Raw genomic sequence first — 14,427 nt, 5'->3', positions numbered from 1 at the left:
CCGGACATCGGGGACATTGCGCCGGGCGCGGTGACGGCGGCATAGGGTGGGCGACCATGACTTGGCTGATCACCGGCGGGGCCGGCTACATCGGGGCCCATGTGGCCAGGGCCATGACGGAGGCCGGGGAGCGCGTCCTCGCCCTGGACGACCTCTCGGCCGGGGTGCCCGCGCGGCTGCCGTCCGGCGTTCCGCTGGTGCGGGGCTCCTCGCTCGACGGGGCGCTGCTGAAGCAAGTGTTCGCGGAGCACGGCGTGACGGGGGTGGTGCACCTCGCGGCGCGCAAGCAGGTCGCCGAGTCCGTGGCGCAGCCGACGCGGTACTACCGGGAGAACGTGGGCGGCCTCGCGACCCTGCTGGACGCGGTGGCCCAGGCGGGCATCCGGCGCTTCGTGTTCTCGTCGTCGGCGGCGGTGTACGGCGACCCGGGTGTGGACCTCATCACGGAGGACACGCCCTGCGCGCCGGTGAACCCGTACGGCGAGACCAAGCTGGCCGGGGAGTGGCTGGTGCGGGCGGCGGGCCGGGCGCACGGGATCTCCACCGTGTGCCTGCGCTATTTCAACGTGGCGGGGGCGGCCGCGCCCGAGCTGGCGGACACGGGGGTGTTCAACATCGTGCCGATGGTGTTCGACCGGCTGACCCGCGACGAGGCGCCCCGGATCTTCGGCGACGACTACCCGACCCCGGACGGCACCTGTGTGCGCGACTACATCCACGTCGCCGACCTGGCCGAGGCGCACCTCGCGGCGGCCCGGCGGCTCGCCGGGGACGGCGTCCCGGGCGATCTGACGGTCAACATCGGCCGCGGGGAGGGCGTCTCGGTGCGCGAGCTGATCACGGTCATCGGTGAGGTCACGGGCGACCGGCGGCCCCCGGTCGTCGAGGGCCGGCGCCCCGGGGACGCGCCGCGGGCGGTCGCGTCCGCGGCGCGGGCGGCCGCGGAACTCGACTGGACCGCCCGGCGCGGGGTGCGCGAGATGGCCGAGTCGGCCTGGCGCGGCTGGCTGCTGCACCACGGCTCCCGACCCGCCGAGAGTCGCTGAGGGCGCCCTGACCTGCGTATCGTTTTCGCAGGTCAGGGCACATGACAACGGTGTTCAGTGCCGCGTTGCGCATACCCCCTCCCCGTAGTTCACTGGGGTCCCCGAGCAGGATGAGGCGGACGCGGAAGGGTGGCTTTTCATGGGGGCTGGGCACGATCACGGGCACGCGCACGGCGGGCCGGGCGGCGCCACGGCGACCTCGGCGTACCGCGGCCGGCTGCGGGTCGCGCTGGCGATCACGCTCGGCATCGTGGCGGTCCAGATCGTCGGTGGCGTCCTCGCCGACTCGCTGGCGCTGGTCGCGGACTCGGCGCACATGGCGACGGACGCGCTGGGCCTGGCCATGGCGCTGGCCGCGATCCACTTCGCGAACCGCCCGCCGAGCGACCGGGCCACCTTCGGCTACGCGCGGGCCGAGATCCTCGCCGCCCTGGCCAACTGCCTGCTGCTGCTGGGGGCCGGCGGGTACGTCGTGTACGAGTCGGTGCAGCGCTTCCTCACCCCGGCGCAGACCGAGGGCCGGCTGGCGCTGCTGTTCGGTGCGATCGGCCTGGTCGCGAACCTGGTGTCGCTGGCGCTGCTGATGCGGGGCCAGAAGGAGAGCCTGAACGTGCGCGGCGCGTTCCTCGAGGTCGCGGCGGACGCGCTGGGGTCGGTCACGGTGATCGTCTCCGCTGTGGTGATCATGCTCACGGGCTGGCAGGCGGCCGACCCGATCGCCTCGCTCGTGATCGCGCTGATGATCGTGCCCCGGACCCTGAAGCTGCTGCGCGAGACCCTCGACGTGCTGCTGGAGGCGGCCCCCAAGGGCGTCGACATGGCGCAGGTGCGGGCGCACATCCTCGCCACGGACGGGGTGGAGGACGTCCACGACCTGCACGCCTGGACCATCACCTCGGGCATGCCGGTGCTGTCGGCCCACGTGGTCGTCAGCTCGGAGGCGCTGAGTGCGACAGGCCACGAGAAGATGCTGCACGAGCTGCAGAACTGCCTCGGTGACCACTTCGACGTGGAGCACTGCACCTTCCAGCTGGAGCCGGGCGGGCACGCGGAGCACGAGGCGCATCTCTGTCACTGAGGCAGGGGAGGCCCGTGGGGCGCGTGACGTCTGGTGTGCGCCGGGGTGCACGACCGTCCGGCGCGCGCCCGCGCCGGAGGCTCTCACCGCCTCGGCGGAGACGATTTTCGGCCCATCGGCCCGGGCACGATCCCCTGCGGGGTCCCTCCTTCCGGCGTCCCGGCGACGCCACCCGCCGTGCGGGACATGCGGGGACAGCGAAGTGCCGGGAGTGCCGGATTCGTACGGCAGACTTGGGGCGCGAAGACCGATGTGAAGGATGGGTATGCCGATCACACCTGCCACCGCGACGCACAGCCCGTCGAACGGCACCGCAGACGCGATTTTGCTGGAACTGGTCGACGAGGACGGCGTGACGGTCGGCACCGCGGAGAAGCTCGCCGCACACCAGCCGCCCGGGCAGTTGCACCGCGCGTTCTCCGTGTTCCTCTTCGACGAGTACGGCCGGCTGCTGCTCCAGCGGCGCGCGCTGGGCAAGTACCACTCCCCCGGGGTGTGGTCCAACACCTGCTGCGGCCACCCCTACCCGGGTGAGGCGCCCTTCGCGGCGGCGGCGCGGCGCACCTTCGAGGAGCTCGGCGCCTCCCCCTCCCTGCTGGCCGAGGCGGGCACGGTCCGCTACAACCACCCGGACCCGGAGTCGGGACTGGTGGAGCAGGAGTACAACCACCTCTTCGTCGGCATGGTGCAGGCCGTGCTGCGGCCCGATCCGGCGGAGGTGGCGTCGACGGCGTTCGTGACGCCGCCGGAGCTCGCGGAGCGGCACGCCAAGGACACCTTCTCGGCCTGGTTCATGACCGTCCTGGACGCCGCCCGGCCGGCGATCAGGGAGCTGACGGGCACCTCGGCCGGCTGGTGAGGACCCGCCGGCAGGCCTAGGAGAAGCGGGCGGGCCGGAGCGGCAGGGCGGCCCAGATCACCTTGCCGCCGCTCGCGGTGTGCTCGACCTCGCACAGACCGCCCGCCTCGCGGGTGATCTCGCGGACGAGGAGCAGGCCGCGGCCCCCGGTCCGGCCGTGGTCGGTCTCCAGGGCCGTCGGCCGGTAGGGGTGGTTGTCCTCCACGGACACCCGGAGCCACTCGGCGCCGACGGCCAGTTCGACCGCGATCGTCGGCGACAGCACGGCGGCGTGTTTCACGGCGTTCGTCACCAGTTCCGAGACGATCAGCAGCAGCCCCTGGGCCAGGTCGTCCGCGACCGGCACCCCCTGACGGCGCAGCAGGTCCCGTACGGCGTGCCGCGCCTGCGGGACCGAGGCGTCGACGGCCGGTGCGGTGAACCGCCAGATCCCCTCGTACGGCAGCGGATCAGCCGGCGCGGCACCCAGGGGCGCGGCGCCCCTGGGTGCCGCGCCGCCCTCTGGGCGTGGGCCGAACCCGCGCCCTTCGTCGTCCATCGTCCGGTCGCCACCCTCGCGCTCGATTGTCGCCACGTGTCGAGTGTTGGCAACGATGCGCTCCGGACCCCGGGGCTGAACAGAAGTCAGCAAGTATCGAGCACTTCTGACCGTTGGCGTATGACACGGTCAGTTGTGGGACTGGTCCTGTCCCCGTTGTGCCGTCTCGGCGAACTATTCGGGTTGTACGGGTTTGGCCTCCGGATAGCATCCGGCGCATGGATCCGCAGCTGCAGCACAGCGTGGCCGAGTCGGTCGCGACGGTCGTCATCAGCCACCCGGAGAAGCGCAACGCCATGACGGCCGCGATGTGGCGCGCCCTGCCGCCGCTGCTCGGGAAGCTCGCGGGCGACCCGGCCGTGCGGGTGCTGGTGCTCACCGGGGAGGGCGGGACGTTCTGCGCCGGGGCCGACATCTCCACGCTGCGGGGCTCGCCCCAGGAGGCGCAGGAGCTGGCCGTGCGGGCCGAGGAGGCGCTCGCGGCGTTCCCCAAGCCGGCGCTCGCGGCGATCCGGGGGCACTGCGTGGGCGGCGGTGCGCAACTGGCGGCGGCCTGCGACCTGCGGTTCGCCGAGGAGGGCGCGCTGTTCGGGGTGACGCCCGCGAAGCTCGGCATCGTGTACCCCTCGTCCGCCACCCGGCGGCTGGTGTCCCTGGTGGGGCCGGCCACCGCCAAGTACCTGTTGTTCTCGGCGGAGTTGATCGACGCGGAGCGGGCGCTGCGCACCGGCCTCGTCGACGAGGTGCTGCCCGCGGGCGAACTCGGCAAGCGGGTGGCCGAGTTCGCCCGGGTCCTGGCGTCCCGCTCCCAGCTGACGCAGGCGGCGGCCAAGGAGTTCGCGGACGGCCGCACGGACCGGGACGCGCACTGGGCCGGGCAGGCACGCGCGAGCGGTGACACCGCGGAGGGGGTCGCCGCGTTCCTCGAGCGCAGGCAGCCCCGGTTCGGCTGGAGCGCGCCTACGTCAGGATGAGCCCGGCGTGGGTCCGCACCAGGTCGACCAGGTGGGCGGGGGCCTTCTCCGGTGATCCGGCGTCGTAGGGCGGCCGGGGGTCGTACTCGGTGGCCAGCTGGACGATGCGCGCGTGGTCGTCGCCGGCGATCCGGCCGAGCAGGGTCAGCCCCATGTCGATGCCGGCGGAGACGCCGGCGGCGGTGACGTACTTGCCGTCGGTGACGACCCGCTCCCCCGTCGGCTCCGCGCCGTGGCGGGCGAGTTCCTCCAGGGCCAGCCAGTGGGAGGTGGCGCGGCGGCCGCGCAGGAGCCCGGCCGCCGCGAGCAGCAGGGAGCCGGTGCACACGGACGTCGTCCAGGTGCTGGTGGCGTCGGCGGCGCGCAGCCAGGTGAGCAGGGGGCCGTCGGCCGCCTGCGGCAGCGGGCCGGGGCCGCCGGGGACGACGATGATGTCGGGGTTCGGCACGTCGGCCAGGGCCCGGTCGGCGGTGAGGGCGAGGCTGCCCGAGTCGTTGCGCACGGGACCGGGCTCCTCGGCGACGAAGACGGTCTGCGCGCCCGGGAGCCGCCCGAGGGTCTCGTAGGGGCCGACGGCGTCGAGTGCGGTGAAGCGGTCGTAGAGGACGATGGCGATCTGCATGGGATCCCTTCCGGTCGGGTGCGGTGGTCAGGGGGCCGGCGCGGGGCGGAAGCGGCGGCGGTACTCCGCCGGGGGCGTGCCCAGGGCCTTGACGAAGGCGCGGCGCATGGCCTCGGGTGTGCCGTAGCCGCTGGTGCGGGAGATCTCCTCGACGCCGTCGGCCGTGTCCTCCAGGAGGCGGCGGGCGTGTTCGAGGCGGACGCGGTCCACGTAGCGGCCGGGTGTCACGCCGGTCTCCGCGCGGAAGGCGCGGGCGAAGTGGCGGGGCGAGAGGCGGGCCCGGGCGGCGAGGGACTCGACGGAGAGGTCGGCGTCCGGGCACTCGGCGATGTGGCGCTGGACCTCGCGCAGGGGCTCGCGCCGGGCGGTCTGGGCCGCGAGCTGGGCGCTGAACTGGGCCTGGTTGCCGGGCCGGCGCAGGAACACCACGAGGTGCCGGGCGATGGTGAGGGCCACGTCCCGGCCCAGGTCCTCCTCGACCAGCGCGAGGGCGAGGTCGATGCCGGCGGTGACACCGGCCGAGGTGGCGATGTGCCCGTCGCGGACGTAGACCGGGTCGGGGTCGACGTCGACGGCCGGATGGTCGCGGGCGAGCCGGGCGCAGTAGGCCCAGTGGGTCGTGGCGCGCCGGCCGTCCAGCAGCCCGGCCGCGGCGAGCACGCTCGCGCCGGTGCACACGGAGACCAGCCGCCCGGCGCGCGGCCCGTGCTCGCGCACCCAGCCGACCAGTCGCGCATCGGGCCGCAGACCGCCGGTGCCGCCGGGGACGAGGAGGATGTCCGGGTCCGGCGCGGCGTCCAGGGACGCGTCGGGTACGAGCGTCAGGCCGCTGGTGGTCCGTACGGGCGCGCCGTCCAGGGAGGCCGTGCGGATCCGGTACGTCCCCGGGGCGAGCAGTTCCGCGCCCGCGAAGACCTCCACGGGGCCGGACACGTCGAGACTCTGCACGCCGTCGTAGAGGACGGCGAGAACCGTGCGCTGGGCCATGCCGTCGATGGTGCGCGGGCACGGCGCACGGCCGCAATGACGAGTACCCCACCTTTCCTGCCCTGCCGCGCACGCCCGTGGAGGTCATACCAAGCGGTTGGTAACCTGCGCGGCATGACGACTGCCGCCCTGGAGCCGCGTGCCGGCCGACGCTGCCACAACGTGCTCAACTCCCTGCACGCGACGCACTACTTCTCGCCGGACCTCGGCCGGGAACTGGGTGCCGTCGGGATCACCGACCCCCGGGCCGTGAACTTCGCCGTGCGGTCCGCCGCCTTCGGTCCGGTCGGCGCCGGGCCGGTGGCCGCGGCCTTCTACAACTACAGGTACGAGCTGGTGGCCCGGCACGTGCCCGCGGTGTGGAAGACCGCCACGCCCGGGCAGGTGCTGGCCGCACGCGTGCGTGCCGTGGACGCGACCCTGCGCAGGCTGCTCGGGGAGGAGGCGCCGGCGTCGGCGGGAATGGCGGAGGCCGCCCGGCTCGCCCTGCGGGCCGCCGAGGCCTGTGCGCGCGAGGCACGGCCGCTGTACGCCGCCCACGCCGACCTGCCCGTCCCCGAGGAACCGCACCTGAGGTACTGGCACGCGGCGACCCTGCTGCGCGAGCACCGGGGCGACGGGCACCTGGCCGCCCTGATGTCCGCGGGCCTGGACGGACTCGAAGCCCTGGTGACCCATACCGCCACGGGCAAGGGCATGACGCCGAAGTGGGTGTTCGCCACCCGGGGCTGGAGCCGGGAGGACTGGGACGCGGCGTCGGACCGGCTGCGCGAGCGCGGGCTGCTGGACGGGAGCGGCGAGCTCACCGAGCGGGGCGCGGCCTTGCGCGGCGAGATCGAGCAGGAGACGGACCGCCTCGACCGGGCCCCGTACGAGCACCTGGGCCCCGAGGGCGTGGCCCGGCTGACCGAGCTGGGCGGAGCGTTCGCGCGGGCCGCGGTCATGGCGGGGGCGTTCCCGGCGGACCTGATCGGCAAGGGCTGACGGCTTCTTGGGCGGGGCGTTCGTCGGGGCCGCTCCGCCCACGCCCCGGACCCTTCCGGGCACGCGTGTCCGGCCGTGACGCATGGTGAGGCGTCTGCGCGGTACCCGCTCCGCACCGGCCGTCGCGGCCGGGAGTGGAGAAAGGGGAATTTCGTGTTCCGTGCTATCGCAGACGTGCTGCGCCAGATCGGCGGGGCCGTCGCCACCGTCGTGACGCTGCCCTTCCGGGCTCTGGCCCGGCTCTTCGGCGGGGCCTCGTCCTCCACCCGCAGCCGCAGGGCCTGACCGCTGCCGACGGGCCGCCGCGTGCCGCCCTGATCCCCGGGTGTCGGTGTCACCTGCCACAATTGCCGCGCAACCTCAGCGGAGAAGGCGGTACGGGATCGTGACGACACCCGGGTCCAACGGGTCCACCAGCGCAGCGTCCATCGAAGGCAGGATCGCCGAGGAGCTCGGCGTACGGGAGCGGCAGGTCAGGGCCGCCGTGGAACTGCTCGACGGCGGTTCCACGGTGCCCTTCATCGCTCGCTACCGCAAGGAAGCGACCGAGATGCTCGACGACGCGCAACTGCGCACGATCGAGGAGCGGCTGCGCTATCTGCGGGAGCTGGAGGAGCGGCGGGCCGCGATCCTGGACTCGGTGCGCGAGCAGGGCAAGCTCACCGGGGAGCTGGAGGCCCGGATCCGGGGCGCGCAGACCAAGGCGCGCCTGGAGGACATCTATCTCCCGTTCAAGCCCAAGCGGCGCACCAAGGCGCAGATCGCGCGCGAGGCGGGCCTGGAGCCGCTGGCGGAGGGGCTGCTCGGCGATCCGACCGTCGAACCCCTCGCCGCGGCCACGGCGTTCGTCGACGCGGACAAGGGCGTGGCCGATCCGCAGGCCGCCCTCGACGGCGCCCGGGCGATCCTCACCGAGCGGTTCGCCGAGGACGCCGACCTCATCGGCGAGTTGCGCGAGCGCATGTGGGTGCGCGGGCGGCTGGTCGCCAAGGTGCGCGAGGGCAAGGAGGAGGCGGGCGCGAAGTTCGCCGACTACTTCGACTTCGCCGAGCCGTTCACAAAGCTGCCCTCGCACCGCGTGCTGGCGATGCTGCGCGGCGAGAAGGAGGAGGTCCTCGACCTCGTCCTGGAGCCCGAGGAGCCGACGGACGGCCCGTCGTCGTACGAGGGGATCGTCGCGCACCGGTTCGGGATCGCCGACCGGGGCCGCCCCGCCGACAAGTGGCTGACGGACACGGTCCGCTGGGCCTGGCGCACCCGCATCCTCGTCCACCTCGGCATCGACCTCAGGCTGCGGCTGCGCACGGCAGCCGAGGACGAGGCGGTGCGGGTCTTCGCGGCGAACCTGCGCGACCTGCTGCTCGCCGCCCCGGCCGGCACGCGCGCGACGCTCGGCCTGGACCCCGGCTTCCGTACCGGTGTGAAGGTCGCCGTGGTCGACGCCACCGGCAAGGTCGTCGCCACGGACGTCATCCACCCGCACGTCCCGGCCAACCGCTGGGACGAGGCCATCGCCAAGCTGGCCCGGCTGGCGAAGGAGCACGCGGTCGAGCTGATCGCCATCGGCAACGGCACGGCCTCGCGCGAGACCGACAAGCTCGCCGGGGAACTGATCGCCAGGCACCCGGAGCTGAACCTCACGAAGGTGATGGTCTCCGAGGCCGGCGCGTCGGTGTACTCGGCGTCCGCGTTCGCCTCGCAGGAGCTGCCCGACATGGACGTCTCGCTGCGCGGCGCCGTGTCGATCGCCCGCCGGCTGCAGGACCCGCTGGCGGAGCTGGTGAAGATCGACCCCAAGTCGATCGGCGTCGGCCAGTACCAGCACGACCTGTCCGAGGTGAAGCTGTCGCGCTCGCTGGACGCGGTGGTGGAGGACTGTGTGAACGGCGTGGGCGTGGACGTCAACACGGCCTCGGCGCCGCTGCTCGCCCGGGTCTCCGGCATCACCTCCGGGCTCGCCGAGAACATCGTGGCGCACCGCGACCAGAACGGGCCGTTCACGTCCCGCAGCCAGCTGAAGAAGGTGGCGCGGCTCGGCCCGAAGGCCTTCGAGCAGTGCGCGGGCTTCCTGCGCATCCGCGGCGGCGACGACCCGCTGGACGCGTCGAGCGTGCACCCGGAGGCCTACCCGGTGGTCCGGCGCATGGTGAAGACGGCCGGGCAGGAGGTCGCCGCGCTCATCGGCAACACCTCCGTGCTGCGCTCGTTGAAGCCCGAGGACTTCGTCGACGAGTCGTTCGGTCTGCCGACGGTGACCGACATCCTCAGGGAACTGGAGAAGCCGGGCCGCGACCCGCGTCCGGCGTTCCGGACGGCCGCCTTCAAGGAGGGCGTGGAGAAGATCTCCGACCTGTCGTCCGGAATGGTCCTGGAGGGCGTGGTGACCAACGTGGCCGCCTTCGGGGCGTTCGTCGACATCGGTGTCCACCAGGACGGGCTGGTCCACGTGTCCGCGATGTCGAGGACGTTCGTCAAGGACCCGCGTGACGTGGTCAAGCCCGGCGACATCGTCAAGGTGAAGGTCCTGGACGTCGACATCCCGCGCAAGCGGATCTCGCTGACGCTGCGCCTGGACGACGAGGCGGCCCCGCAGGGCGGCCAGGGCGGCGGCTCCGGCGAGCGCGAGGGCCGTCGGCGGGGCGGGCGACCGCCCCAGCAGCGCCAGGGCGGTGGCGGCGGTCGCGGGGGCCAGGGCGGGGGCCGCGGGGGCCAGGGCGGGGGGTCGCGTCAGGCGCCCGCGCCGGCGAACAGCGCGATGGCCGATGCGCTGCGCCGGGCCGGTCTGGCCGATCCGAAGAACGGCCGCCGCTGACGGCTCGGCCGGGGTGGTCGTGGCGTGGGGAGCCGCGGGTCCGTCGTGGCTGGTCGCGCCCACGCGGCGGCAGCCGCACATCGACCGCAGCCCGCGCCCCTGGCGGGGCGGATCTAGACTGTCGGTATGTCTGCTGCACGCGTCCTCACCTGGGAGGTGTCCGCGAGCCGGGGGCTCGAGACCGCCTGGGTCCAGGTGCGGGACGGCGTCCTGCGGGCGCGCGGGCGGGCCGTCGGGACCGAGCCCGAGCCCTACTGGGTCACGTACGACCTGGACACCGCCGAGGGGTTCGTCACCCGGCGGCTGCGGGTGACGGTCGACTCCGCCGGCGGCAGCCGCACGCTCGATCTGCGGCACGACGGCGGGGGCGGATGGTCCGCGGACGGCGAGCGGTTGCCGGACGTCGACGGGGCCCTCGACTGCGACCTCGGGCTGTGTCCGCTGACCAACAGCATGCCGGTGCTGCGGCACGGGCTCCATCGCGGGCCGGGCGAACCGGAGTTGCTGATGGCCTGGGTGTCCGTGCCGGACCTGGCGGTGCGGCCGTCGCGGCAGACGTACACGCATCTGCGCCCCGGGCGGGTCCGGTACGCCTCCGGTGACTTCCGCAGCGACCTGGAGTTCGACGAGGAGGGGTTCGTCGTCGACTACCCCTCGCTCGCGAGGCGCTTGGCGGCCGCCTAGGTCGTGTCCGCGAAGTCCCTCCGTCCGCCCGGAGGGCGCCTAGCGCTCGGTCACCTTGCCGTCCGCCACCTCCAGGCGGCGGGTGACGTGCACGGCGTCCAGCATGCGGCGGTCGTGTGTGACCAGCAGGAGGGTGCCTTCGTAGGCGTCGAGGGCCGACTCCAGTTGCTCGATGGCCGGCAGATCCAGGTGGTTGGTGGGCTCGTCGAGGACCAGGAGGTTGACGCCCCGGCCCTGGAGCAGGGCGAGGGCGGCCCGGGTGCGCTCGCCCGGGGAGAGGGTGGCCGCCGGGCGCAGCACGTGGTCCGTCCTGAGACCGAACTTGGCCAGGAGGGTGCGGACCTCGGCCGGCTCGGTGTCCGGGACGGCCGCGCGGAACGCGTCGAGCAGGGACTCCTCGCCGTGGAACAGCTTGCGGGCCTGGTCGACCTCACCGAGCAGGACACCCGAGCCGAGCGCGGCGTGCCCGGCGTCCAGCGGGATCCGGCCCAGCAGGGCGGCGAGCAGCGTGGACTTGCCGGCGCCGTTCGCGCCGGTCACCGCCACCCGGTCCGCCCAGTCGATCTGGAGGGACACCGGGCCGAGGACGAAGCCGCCGCGGCGCACCTCGGCGTCCCGCAGGGTCGCGACGACGGCACCCGAGCGGGGCGCCGACGCGATCTCCATGCGCAGTTCCCACTCCTTGCGGGGTTCCTCCACGACGTCCAGGCGTTCGATCATGCGCTGGGTCTGGCGGGCCTTCGCGGCCTGCTTCTCGCTGGCCTCGCTGCGGAACTTGCGGCCGATCTTGTCGTTGTCGTTGCCCGCCTTGCGGCGCGCGTTCTTCACGCCCTTGTCCATCCAGGAGCGCTGCGTCTGCGCGCGGTCCTGGAGGGCCGCCTTCTTGTCGGCGTACTCCTCGTACTCGTCGCGGGCGTGCCGCCGGGCGACGTCCCGTTCCTCCAGGTAGGCCGCGTAGCCACCGCCGTAGAGGTTGATCTCCCCCTGGGCGAGGTCGAGTTCGAGGACCTTGGTGACCGTGCGGGTGAGGAACTCGCGGTCGTGGCTGACGACCACCGTGCCGGCGCGCAGGCCGCAGACGAAGCGTTCGAGGCGCTCCAGGCCGTCCAGGTCGAGGTCGTTGGTCGGCTCGTCCAGGAGGAAGACGTCGTAGCGGGACAGCAGGAGGGAGGCGAGTGAGGCGCGGGCGGCCTGGCCGCCGGACAGGGAGGTCATCGGCTGGTCCAGGTCGATCGCGAGACCGAGGGAGTCGGCCACCTCCTCGGCGCGGTCGTCGAGGTCGGCGCCGCCGAGGGCGAGCCAGCGCTCCAGGCTCGTGGCGTAGGCGTCGTCGGCGCCCGGCGCCGCGTCGACCAGGGCCTGCGTCGCCTCGTCCAGGAGCCGCTGCGCCTCGGCGACGCCGGTGCGGCGGGCCAGGAACGCCCGGACGGTCTCGCCGGGCCGGCGGTCGGGCTCCTGCGGCAGGTGGCCGACGGTGGCGCTCGGCGGGGACAGGCGCAGTTCCCCCTGCTCGGGTGTGGTGAGGCCGGCGAGCATCCTCAGCAGGGTGGACTTGCCCGCGCCGTTGGCGCCGACCAGGCCGATCACGTCGCCGGGCGCGACGACGAGGTCGAGCCCGGTGAACAGGGCGCGGTCGCCGTGGCCGGCGGCGAGGTTCTTGGCGACGAGGGTGGCAGTCATCTCAGGGCCGATCCTAAGGGGCCGCCGGGTGGGTCACCGCCGTCACCAGGACGCTGCCCGTGGTGCGCGCGACGAGGAAGGACTGCCCCTTCACCGCCTTGGCGTCCAGCGGGAGGCGGTGGCGGCCCGGTGGCAGGACGCCGTCGAACAGTTCGTGGGTGTGGGTGCGGGAGAGCCGGTCGACGCGGAACGCGGTGAGGGTGAGCCGGCAGGCGGAGGTGACCTCGACGTCCGCGCCGCCGCCGTCGGCGGTCAGGGCGGTGAGGCGGCGCTGTCCGGCGGGGCTGCGGTCCAGGGCGTGTTCGGTCTGGGCGACGAGGAGCGGGACGATCGGGGCGAGGCCGTCGACGTGGGCGACCGGGACCCGGGCGTGTTCGAAGGCGCGGCGGACGGCGGCGCGTTCCCGCTCGGCGGTGTCCGGGCCGAAGACGACGGCGGCGTAGCCGCGCAGTTCGTCGGGGGGCACGCCGTGGGCGTCGTGGGCGATGTCGGCGCCGACCCCGATGGTGCGTAACGCGGCGGCGAGCCTGGCCAGGACGGCGACGCGGGCGCCGATCAGCAGGACGCGGCGGCGGGGGTCCGGGGCGGAGCCGTCGAGCAGGGCGGTCAGGGCCGTGCGGTACTCGCCGCCGCGGAAGCGGAACGGGCCGATGCCGTGGTAGCCGTTGCGTTCGAGGTCGGCGTGTTCGTCGGTCTGCCAGGCGAAGTCCCGCCAGACGACGTCCTCGCCGTCGGGGCGGATCACGGCGGTCACGGCGCCGCAGGCCAGGTCCTCGCACTCGGGGCAGCCGTAGACGACGTACCGGTCCCCGGGCAGCGGGGCCGGGCTCTCCAGGAGCAGGCTGCGGACCTGGGCGGTGAAGATCGCGGGCGGGACGTCGGAGGCGAGCGGGGAGACCGCGTCGAGGTCGGAGAGCTGGAACAGCAGGGGGCGTCCGTCGACGATGAAGTCGAGGAAGTCCCGGTGGACCTGGTAACCACCGTCCGTGAGGACTCCGCCGGCCCGCATCGCGGGGGCCAGGCCGAAGGTCGTGTACTGGGCGTACTCGGCGCACATGGTGTGAGTATCCCCACACAGGGTGTGATGTGAGCACGGCATGACTTATTCGCTACGGTCCGGCCATGGCAGACGAACCGAGTGACGAGATCGTGGTGGTCGGAGGCGGGGTCGTCGGGCTGACGACCGCGGTGGTTCTCGCCGAGCGCGGGCGGCGGGTGCGGCTGTGGACGCGGGACCCCGCCGAGGCGACCACCTCCGCCGTTGCCGGTGCGCTGTGGTGGCCCTACCGGATCGAGCCGGCCGGGCTGGCGCGGGCGTGGGCCCTGCGGTCGCTGGAGGTGTACGAGGAACTGGCCGGACGGGCCGGGACGGCCGGCGTACGCATGGTCGAAGGGGTACTGGGCGAGACCCGGCTCGACGAGGTGACCGGGTGGCTGGCTCAGCGGGTGCCGGGGCTGCGGGCCACCACGGCCGGGGAGTACGCGGGGCCGGGCGTGCGCGCGCGGCTGCCGCTCATCGACATGCCGGTGCACCTGGCGTGGCTGCGCGAGCGGTTCGTCGCGGCGGGCGGGATGGTCGAGGCGCGTACGGTGTCCTCGTTCGCGGAGGCCGACGCGCCGGTCGTGGTCAACTGCACCGGGCTCGCGGCGCGGGAGCTGGTGCCGGATCCGTCCGTGCGGCCGGTGCGCGGCCAGTTGGTCGTGGTGGACAACCCCGGCATCGACACGTGGTTGGTCGCCACTGACGCGACCGGGGAGTACGCGTACCTGTTCCCGCAGCCGGGCGGGCTCGTCCTCGGCGGTACGGCGGAGGAGGACGTGTGGTCCCTGGAGCCGGACCCGGCGACGGCCGAGGCGATCGTCGCACGCTGCGCGGCGCTGCGGCCGGAGGTCGCCGGGGCGAGGGTACTGGAGCACCGGGTGGGGCTGCGTCCCACCCGCCCGGCGGTCCGCCTGGAGCGCGACGCCCTGCCGGACGGCCGGCTCCTGGTGCACAACTACGGCCACGGCGGCGCGGGCGTCACGGTGGCGTGGGGGTGCGCGGAGGAGGCGGCCGGACTGGCCACCGGCTGAGGCGGGGCCCGCACCCGGCTGCTTCGGCACCGGGCCGGAGTCGCCCGACCCACCGCGCCCGGCAGCTTTGGCGCCGCGCCGGAGCCCACA

The 14,427-nt window shown here is 74.0% G+C and carries 14 protein-coding genes; 9 read left to right on the top strand and 5 right to left on the bottom strand.

From position 1 onward, the window contains the following. Positions 1–56: 56 nt before the first annotated feature. The 3 genes from galE to idi all read left to right on the top strand — a co-directional run bounded on the left by galE (position 57) and on the right by idi (position 2,983). A complete protein-coding gene (gene galE / locus RIN80_RS00070; protein WP_309093340.1) occupies positions 57–1,046 on the top strand; it encodes a UDP-glucose 4-epimerase GalE in 990 nt (329 codons plus the stop codon). Positions 1,047–1,185: 139 nt separating this feature from the next. Continuing rightward, the gene (locus tag RIN80_RS00065; protein WP_309093339.1) at positions 1,186–2,124 is read left to right on the top strand and encodes a cation diffusion facilitator family transporter; all 939 of its coding nucleotides are present in this window, start codon (positions 1,186–1,188) and stop codon (positions 2,122–2,124) included. Positions 2,125–2,389: 265 nt separating this feature from the next. Next, on the top strand, positions 2,390–2,983 hold the full coding sequence (idi, locus tag RIN80_RS00060; protein WP_309093338.1) for an isopentenyl-diphosphate Delta-isomerase: 594 nt from the start codon (positions 2,390–2,392) through the stop codon (positions 2,981–2,983). Positions 2,984–2,999: 16 nt separating this feature from the next. On the opposite strand, the gene RIN80_RS00055 is transcribed toward idi, so the two are convergent. Further along, positions 3,000–3,521, bottom strand: a complete 522-nt coding sequence (locus RIN80_RS00055) for an ATP-binding protein (RefSeq protein ID WP_309093444.1) — start codon at positions 3,519–3,521, stop codon at positions 3,000–3,002. 218 nt (positions 3,522–3,739) lie between these two features. Here RIN80_RS00055 and RIN80_RS00050 point away from each other — a divergent pair, with 218 nt between their 5' ends. Beyond that, positions 3,740–4,495, top strand: coding sequence for an enoyl-CoA hydratase/isomerase family protein (locus RIN80_RS00050; RefSeq protein WP_309093337.1), 756 nt, complete (start codon positions 3,740–3,742; stop codon positions 4,493–4,495). Here the strand turns inward: RIN80_RS00050 and RIN80_RS00045 are convergent. Both RIN80_RS00045 and RIN80_RS00040 read right to left on the bottom strand, forming a co-directional pair. After that, a complete protein-coding gene (locus RIN80_RS00045) occupies positions 4,482–5,117 on the bottom strand; it encodes a DJ-1/PfpI family protein (protein ID WP_309093336.1) in 636 nt (211 codons plus the stop codon). The genes RIN80_RS00050 and RIN80_RS00045 overlap by 14 nt on opposite strands. 27 nt (positions 5,118–5,144) lie before the next feature. Further along, entirely contained in the window at positions 5,145–6,104 is a 960-nt protein-coding gene (locus tag RIN80_RS00040) for a GlxA family transcriptional regulator (protein ID WP_309093335.1), read from the bottom strand. A 114-nt stretch (positions 6,105–6,218) separates the two neighbouring features. On the opposite strand from RIN80_RS00040, the gene RIN80_RS00035 reads away from it, so the two are divergent. From RIN80_RS00035 to RIN80_RS00020, 4 genes are all read left to right on the top strand, one after another. Beyond that, positions 6,219–7,088, top strand: coding sequence for a hypothetical protein (locus RIN80_RS00035; RefSeq protein WP_309093334.1), 870 nt, complete (start codon positions 6,219–6,221; stop codon positions 7,086–7,088). 153 nt (positions 7,089–7,241) lie between these two features. Continuing rightward, positions 7,242–7,373 (top strand): LPFR motif small protein, encoded by a 132-nt coding sequence (locus RIN80_RS00030; RefSeq protein ID WP_309093333.1) that lies wholly within the window; start codon positions 7,242–7,244, stop codon positions 7,371–7,373. Positions 7,374–7,473: 100 nt separating this feature from the next. Continuing rightward, positions 7,474–9,900: a Tex family protein gene (locus tag RIN80_RS00025; RefSeq protein ID WP_309093332.1), complete on the top strand. Its 2,427-nt coding sequence runs from the start codon at positions 7,474–7,476 to the stop codon at positions 9,898–9,900. Positions 9,901–10,026: 126 nt separating this feature from the next. Beyond that, positions 10,027–10,584 (top strand): putative glycolipid-binding domain-containing protein, encoded by a 558-nt coding sequence (locus tag RIN80_RS00020; RefSeq protein ID WP_309093331.1) that lies wholly within the window; start codon positions 10,027–10,029, stop codon positions 10,582–10,584. Positions 10,585–10,623: 39 nt separating this feature from the next. Here RIN80_RS00020 and RIN80_RS00015 read toward each other — a convergent pair whose 3' ends face one another. Continuing rightward, positions 10,624–12,264, bottom strand: a complete 1,641-nt coding sequence (locus RIN80_RS00015; RefSeq protein WP_309093330.1) for an ABC-F family ATP-binding cassette domain-containing protein — start codon at positions 12,262–12,264, stop codon at positions 10,624–10,626. Positions 12,265–12,277: 13 nt separating this feature from the next. Then, positions 12,278–13,321: an oxidoreductase gene (locus RIN80_RS00010; protein ID WP_309093329.1), complete on the bottom strand. Its 1,044-nt coding sequence runs from the start codon at positions 13,319–13,321 to the stop codon at positions 12,278–12,280. A gap of 65 nt (positions 13,322–13,386) precedes the next feature. On the opposite strand from RIN80_RS00010, the gene RIN80_RS00005 reads away from it, so the two are divergent. Then, the gene (locus RIN80_RS00005; protein WP_309093328.1) at positions 13,387–14,337 is read left to right on the top strand and encodes an FAD-dependent oxidoreductase; all 951 of its coding nucleotides are present in this window, start codon (positions 13,387–13,389) and stop codon (positions 14,335–14,337) included. Positions 14,338–14,427: the final 90 nt, after the last annotated feature.

Origin of the sequence: Streptomyces sp. (assembly GCF_031181705.1) — a bacterium.
In the GTDB taxonomy this organism is placed as follows: Bacteria; Actinomycetota; Actinomycetes; order Streptomycetales; family Streptomycetaceae; genus Streptomyces.
This window is presented reverse-complemented; position numbering and strand designations above follow the sequence as displayed.

Bases quoted from the DNA above. Each gene is read 5' to 3' on its own strand.
- galE (WP_309093340.1), top strand. From the start codon at position 57: ATGACTTGGCTGATCACCGGCGGGGCCGGCTACATCGGGGCCCATGTG.
- RIN80_RS00065 (WP_309093339.1), top strand. From the start codon at position 1,186: ATGGGGGCTGGGCACGATCACGGGCACGCGCACGGCGGGCCGGGCGGC.
- idi (WP_309093338.1), top strand. From the start codon at position 2,390: ATGCCGATCACACCTGCCACCGCGACGCACAGCCCGTCGAACGGCACC.
- RIN80_RS00055 (WP_309093444.1), bottom strand. From the start codon at position 3,521: ATGGACGACGAAGGGCGCGGGTTCGGCCCACGCCCAGAGGGCGGCGCG.
- RIN80_RS00050 (WP_309093337.1), top strand. From the start codon at position 3,740: ATGGATCCGCAGCTGCAGCACAGCGTGGCCGAGTCGGTCGCGACGGTC.
- RIN80_RS00045 (WP_309093336.1), bottom strand. From the start codon at position 5,117: ATGCAGATCGCCATCGTCCTCTACGACCGCTTCACCGCACTCGACGCC.
- RIN80_RS00040 (WP_309093335.1), bottom strand. From the start codon at position 6,104: ATGGCCCAGCGCACGGTTCTCGCCGTCCTCTACGACGGCGTGCAGAGT.
- RIN80_RS00035 (WP_309093334.1), top strand. From the start codon at position 6,219: ATGACGACTGCCGCCCTGGAGCCGCGTGCCGGCCGACGCTGCCACAAC.
- RIN80_RS00020 (WP_309093331.1), top strand. From the start codon at position 10,027: ATGTCTGCTGCACGCGTCCTCACCTGGGAGGTGTCCGCGAGCCGGGGG.
- RIN80_RS00015 (WP_309093330.1), bottom strand. From the start codon at position 12,264: ATGACTGCCACCCTCGTCGCCAAGAACCTCGCCGCCGGCCACGGCGAC.
- RIN80_RS00010 (WP_309093329.1), bottom strand. From the start codon at position 13,321: ATGTGCGCCGAGTACGCCCAGTACACGACCTTCGGCCTGGCCCCCGCG.
- RIN80_RS00005 (WP_309093328.1), top strand. From the start codon at position 13,387: ATGGCAGACGAACCGAGTGACGAGATCGTGGTGGTCGGAGGCGGGGTC.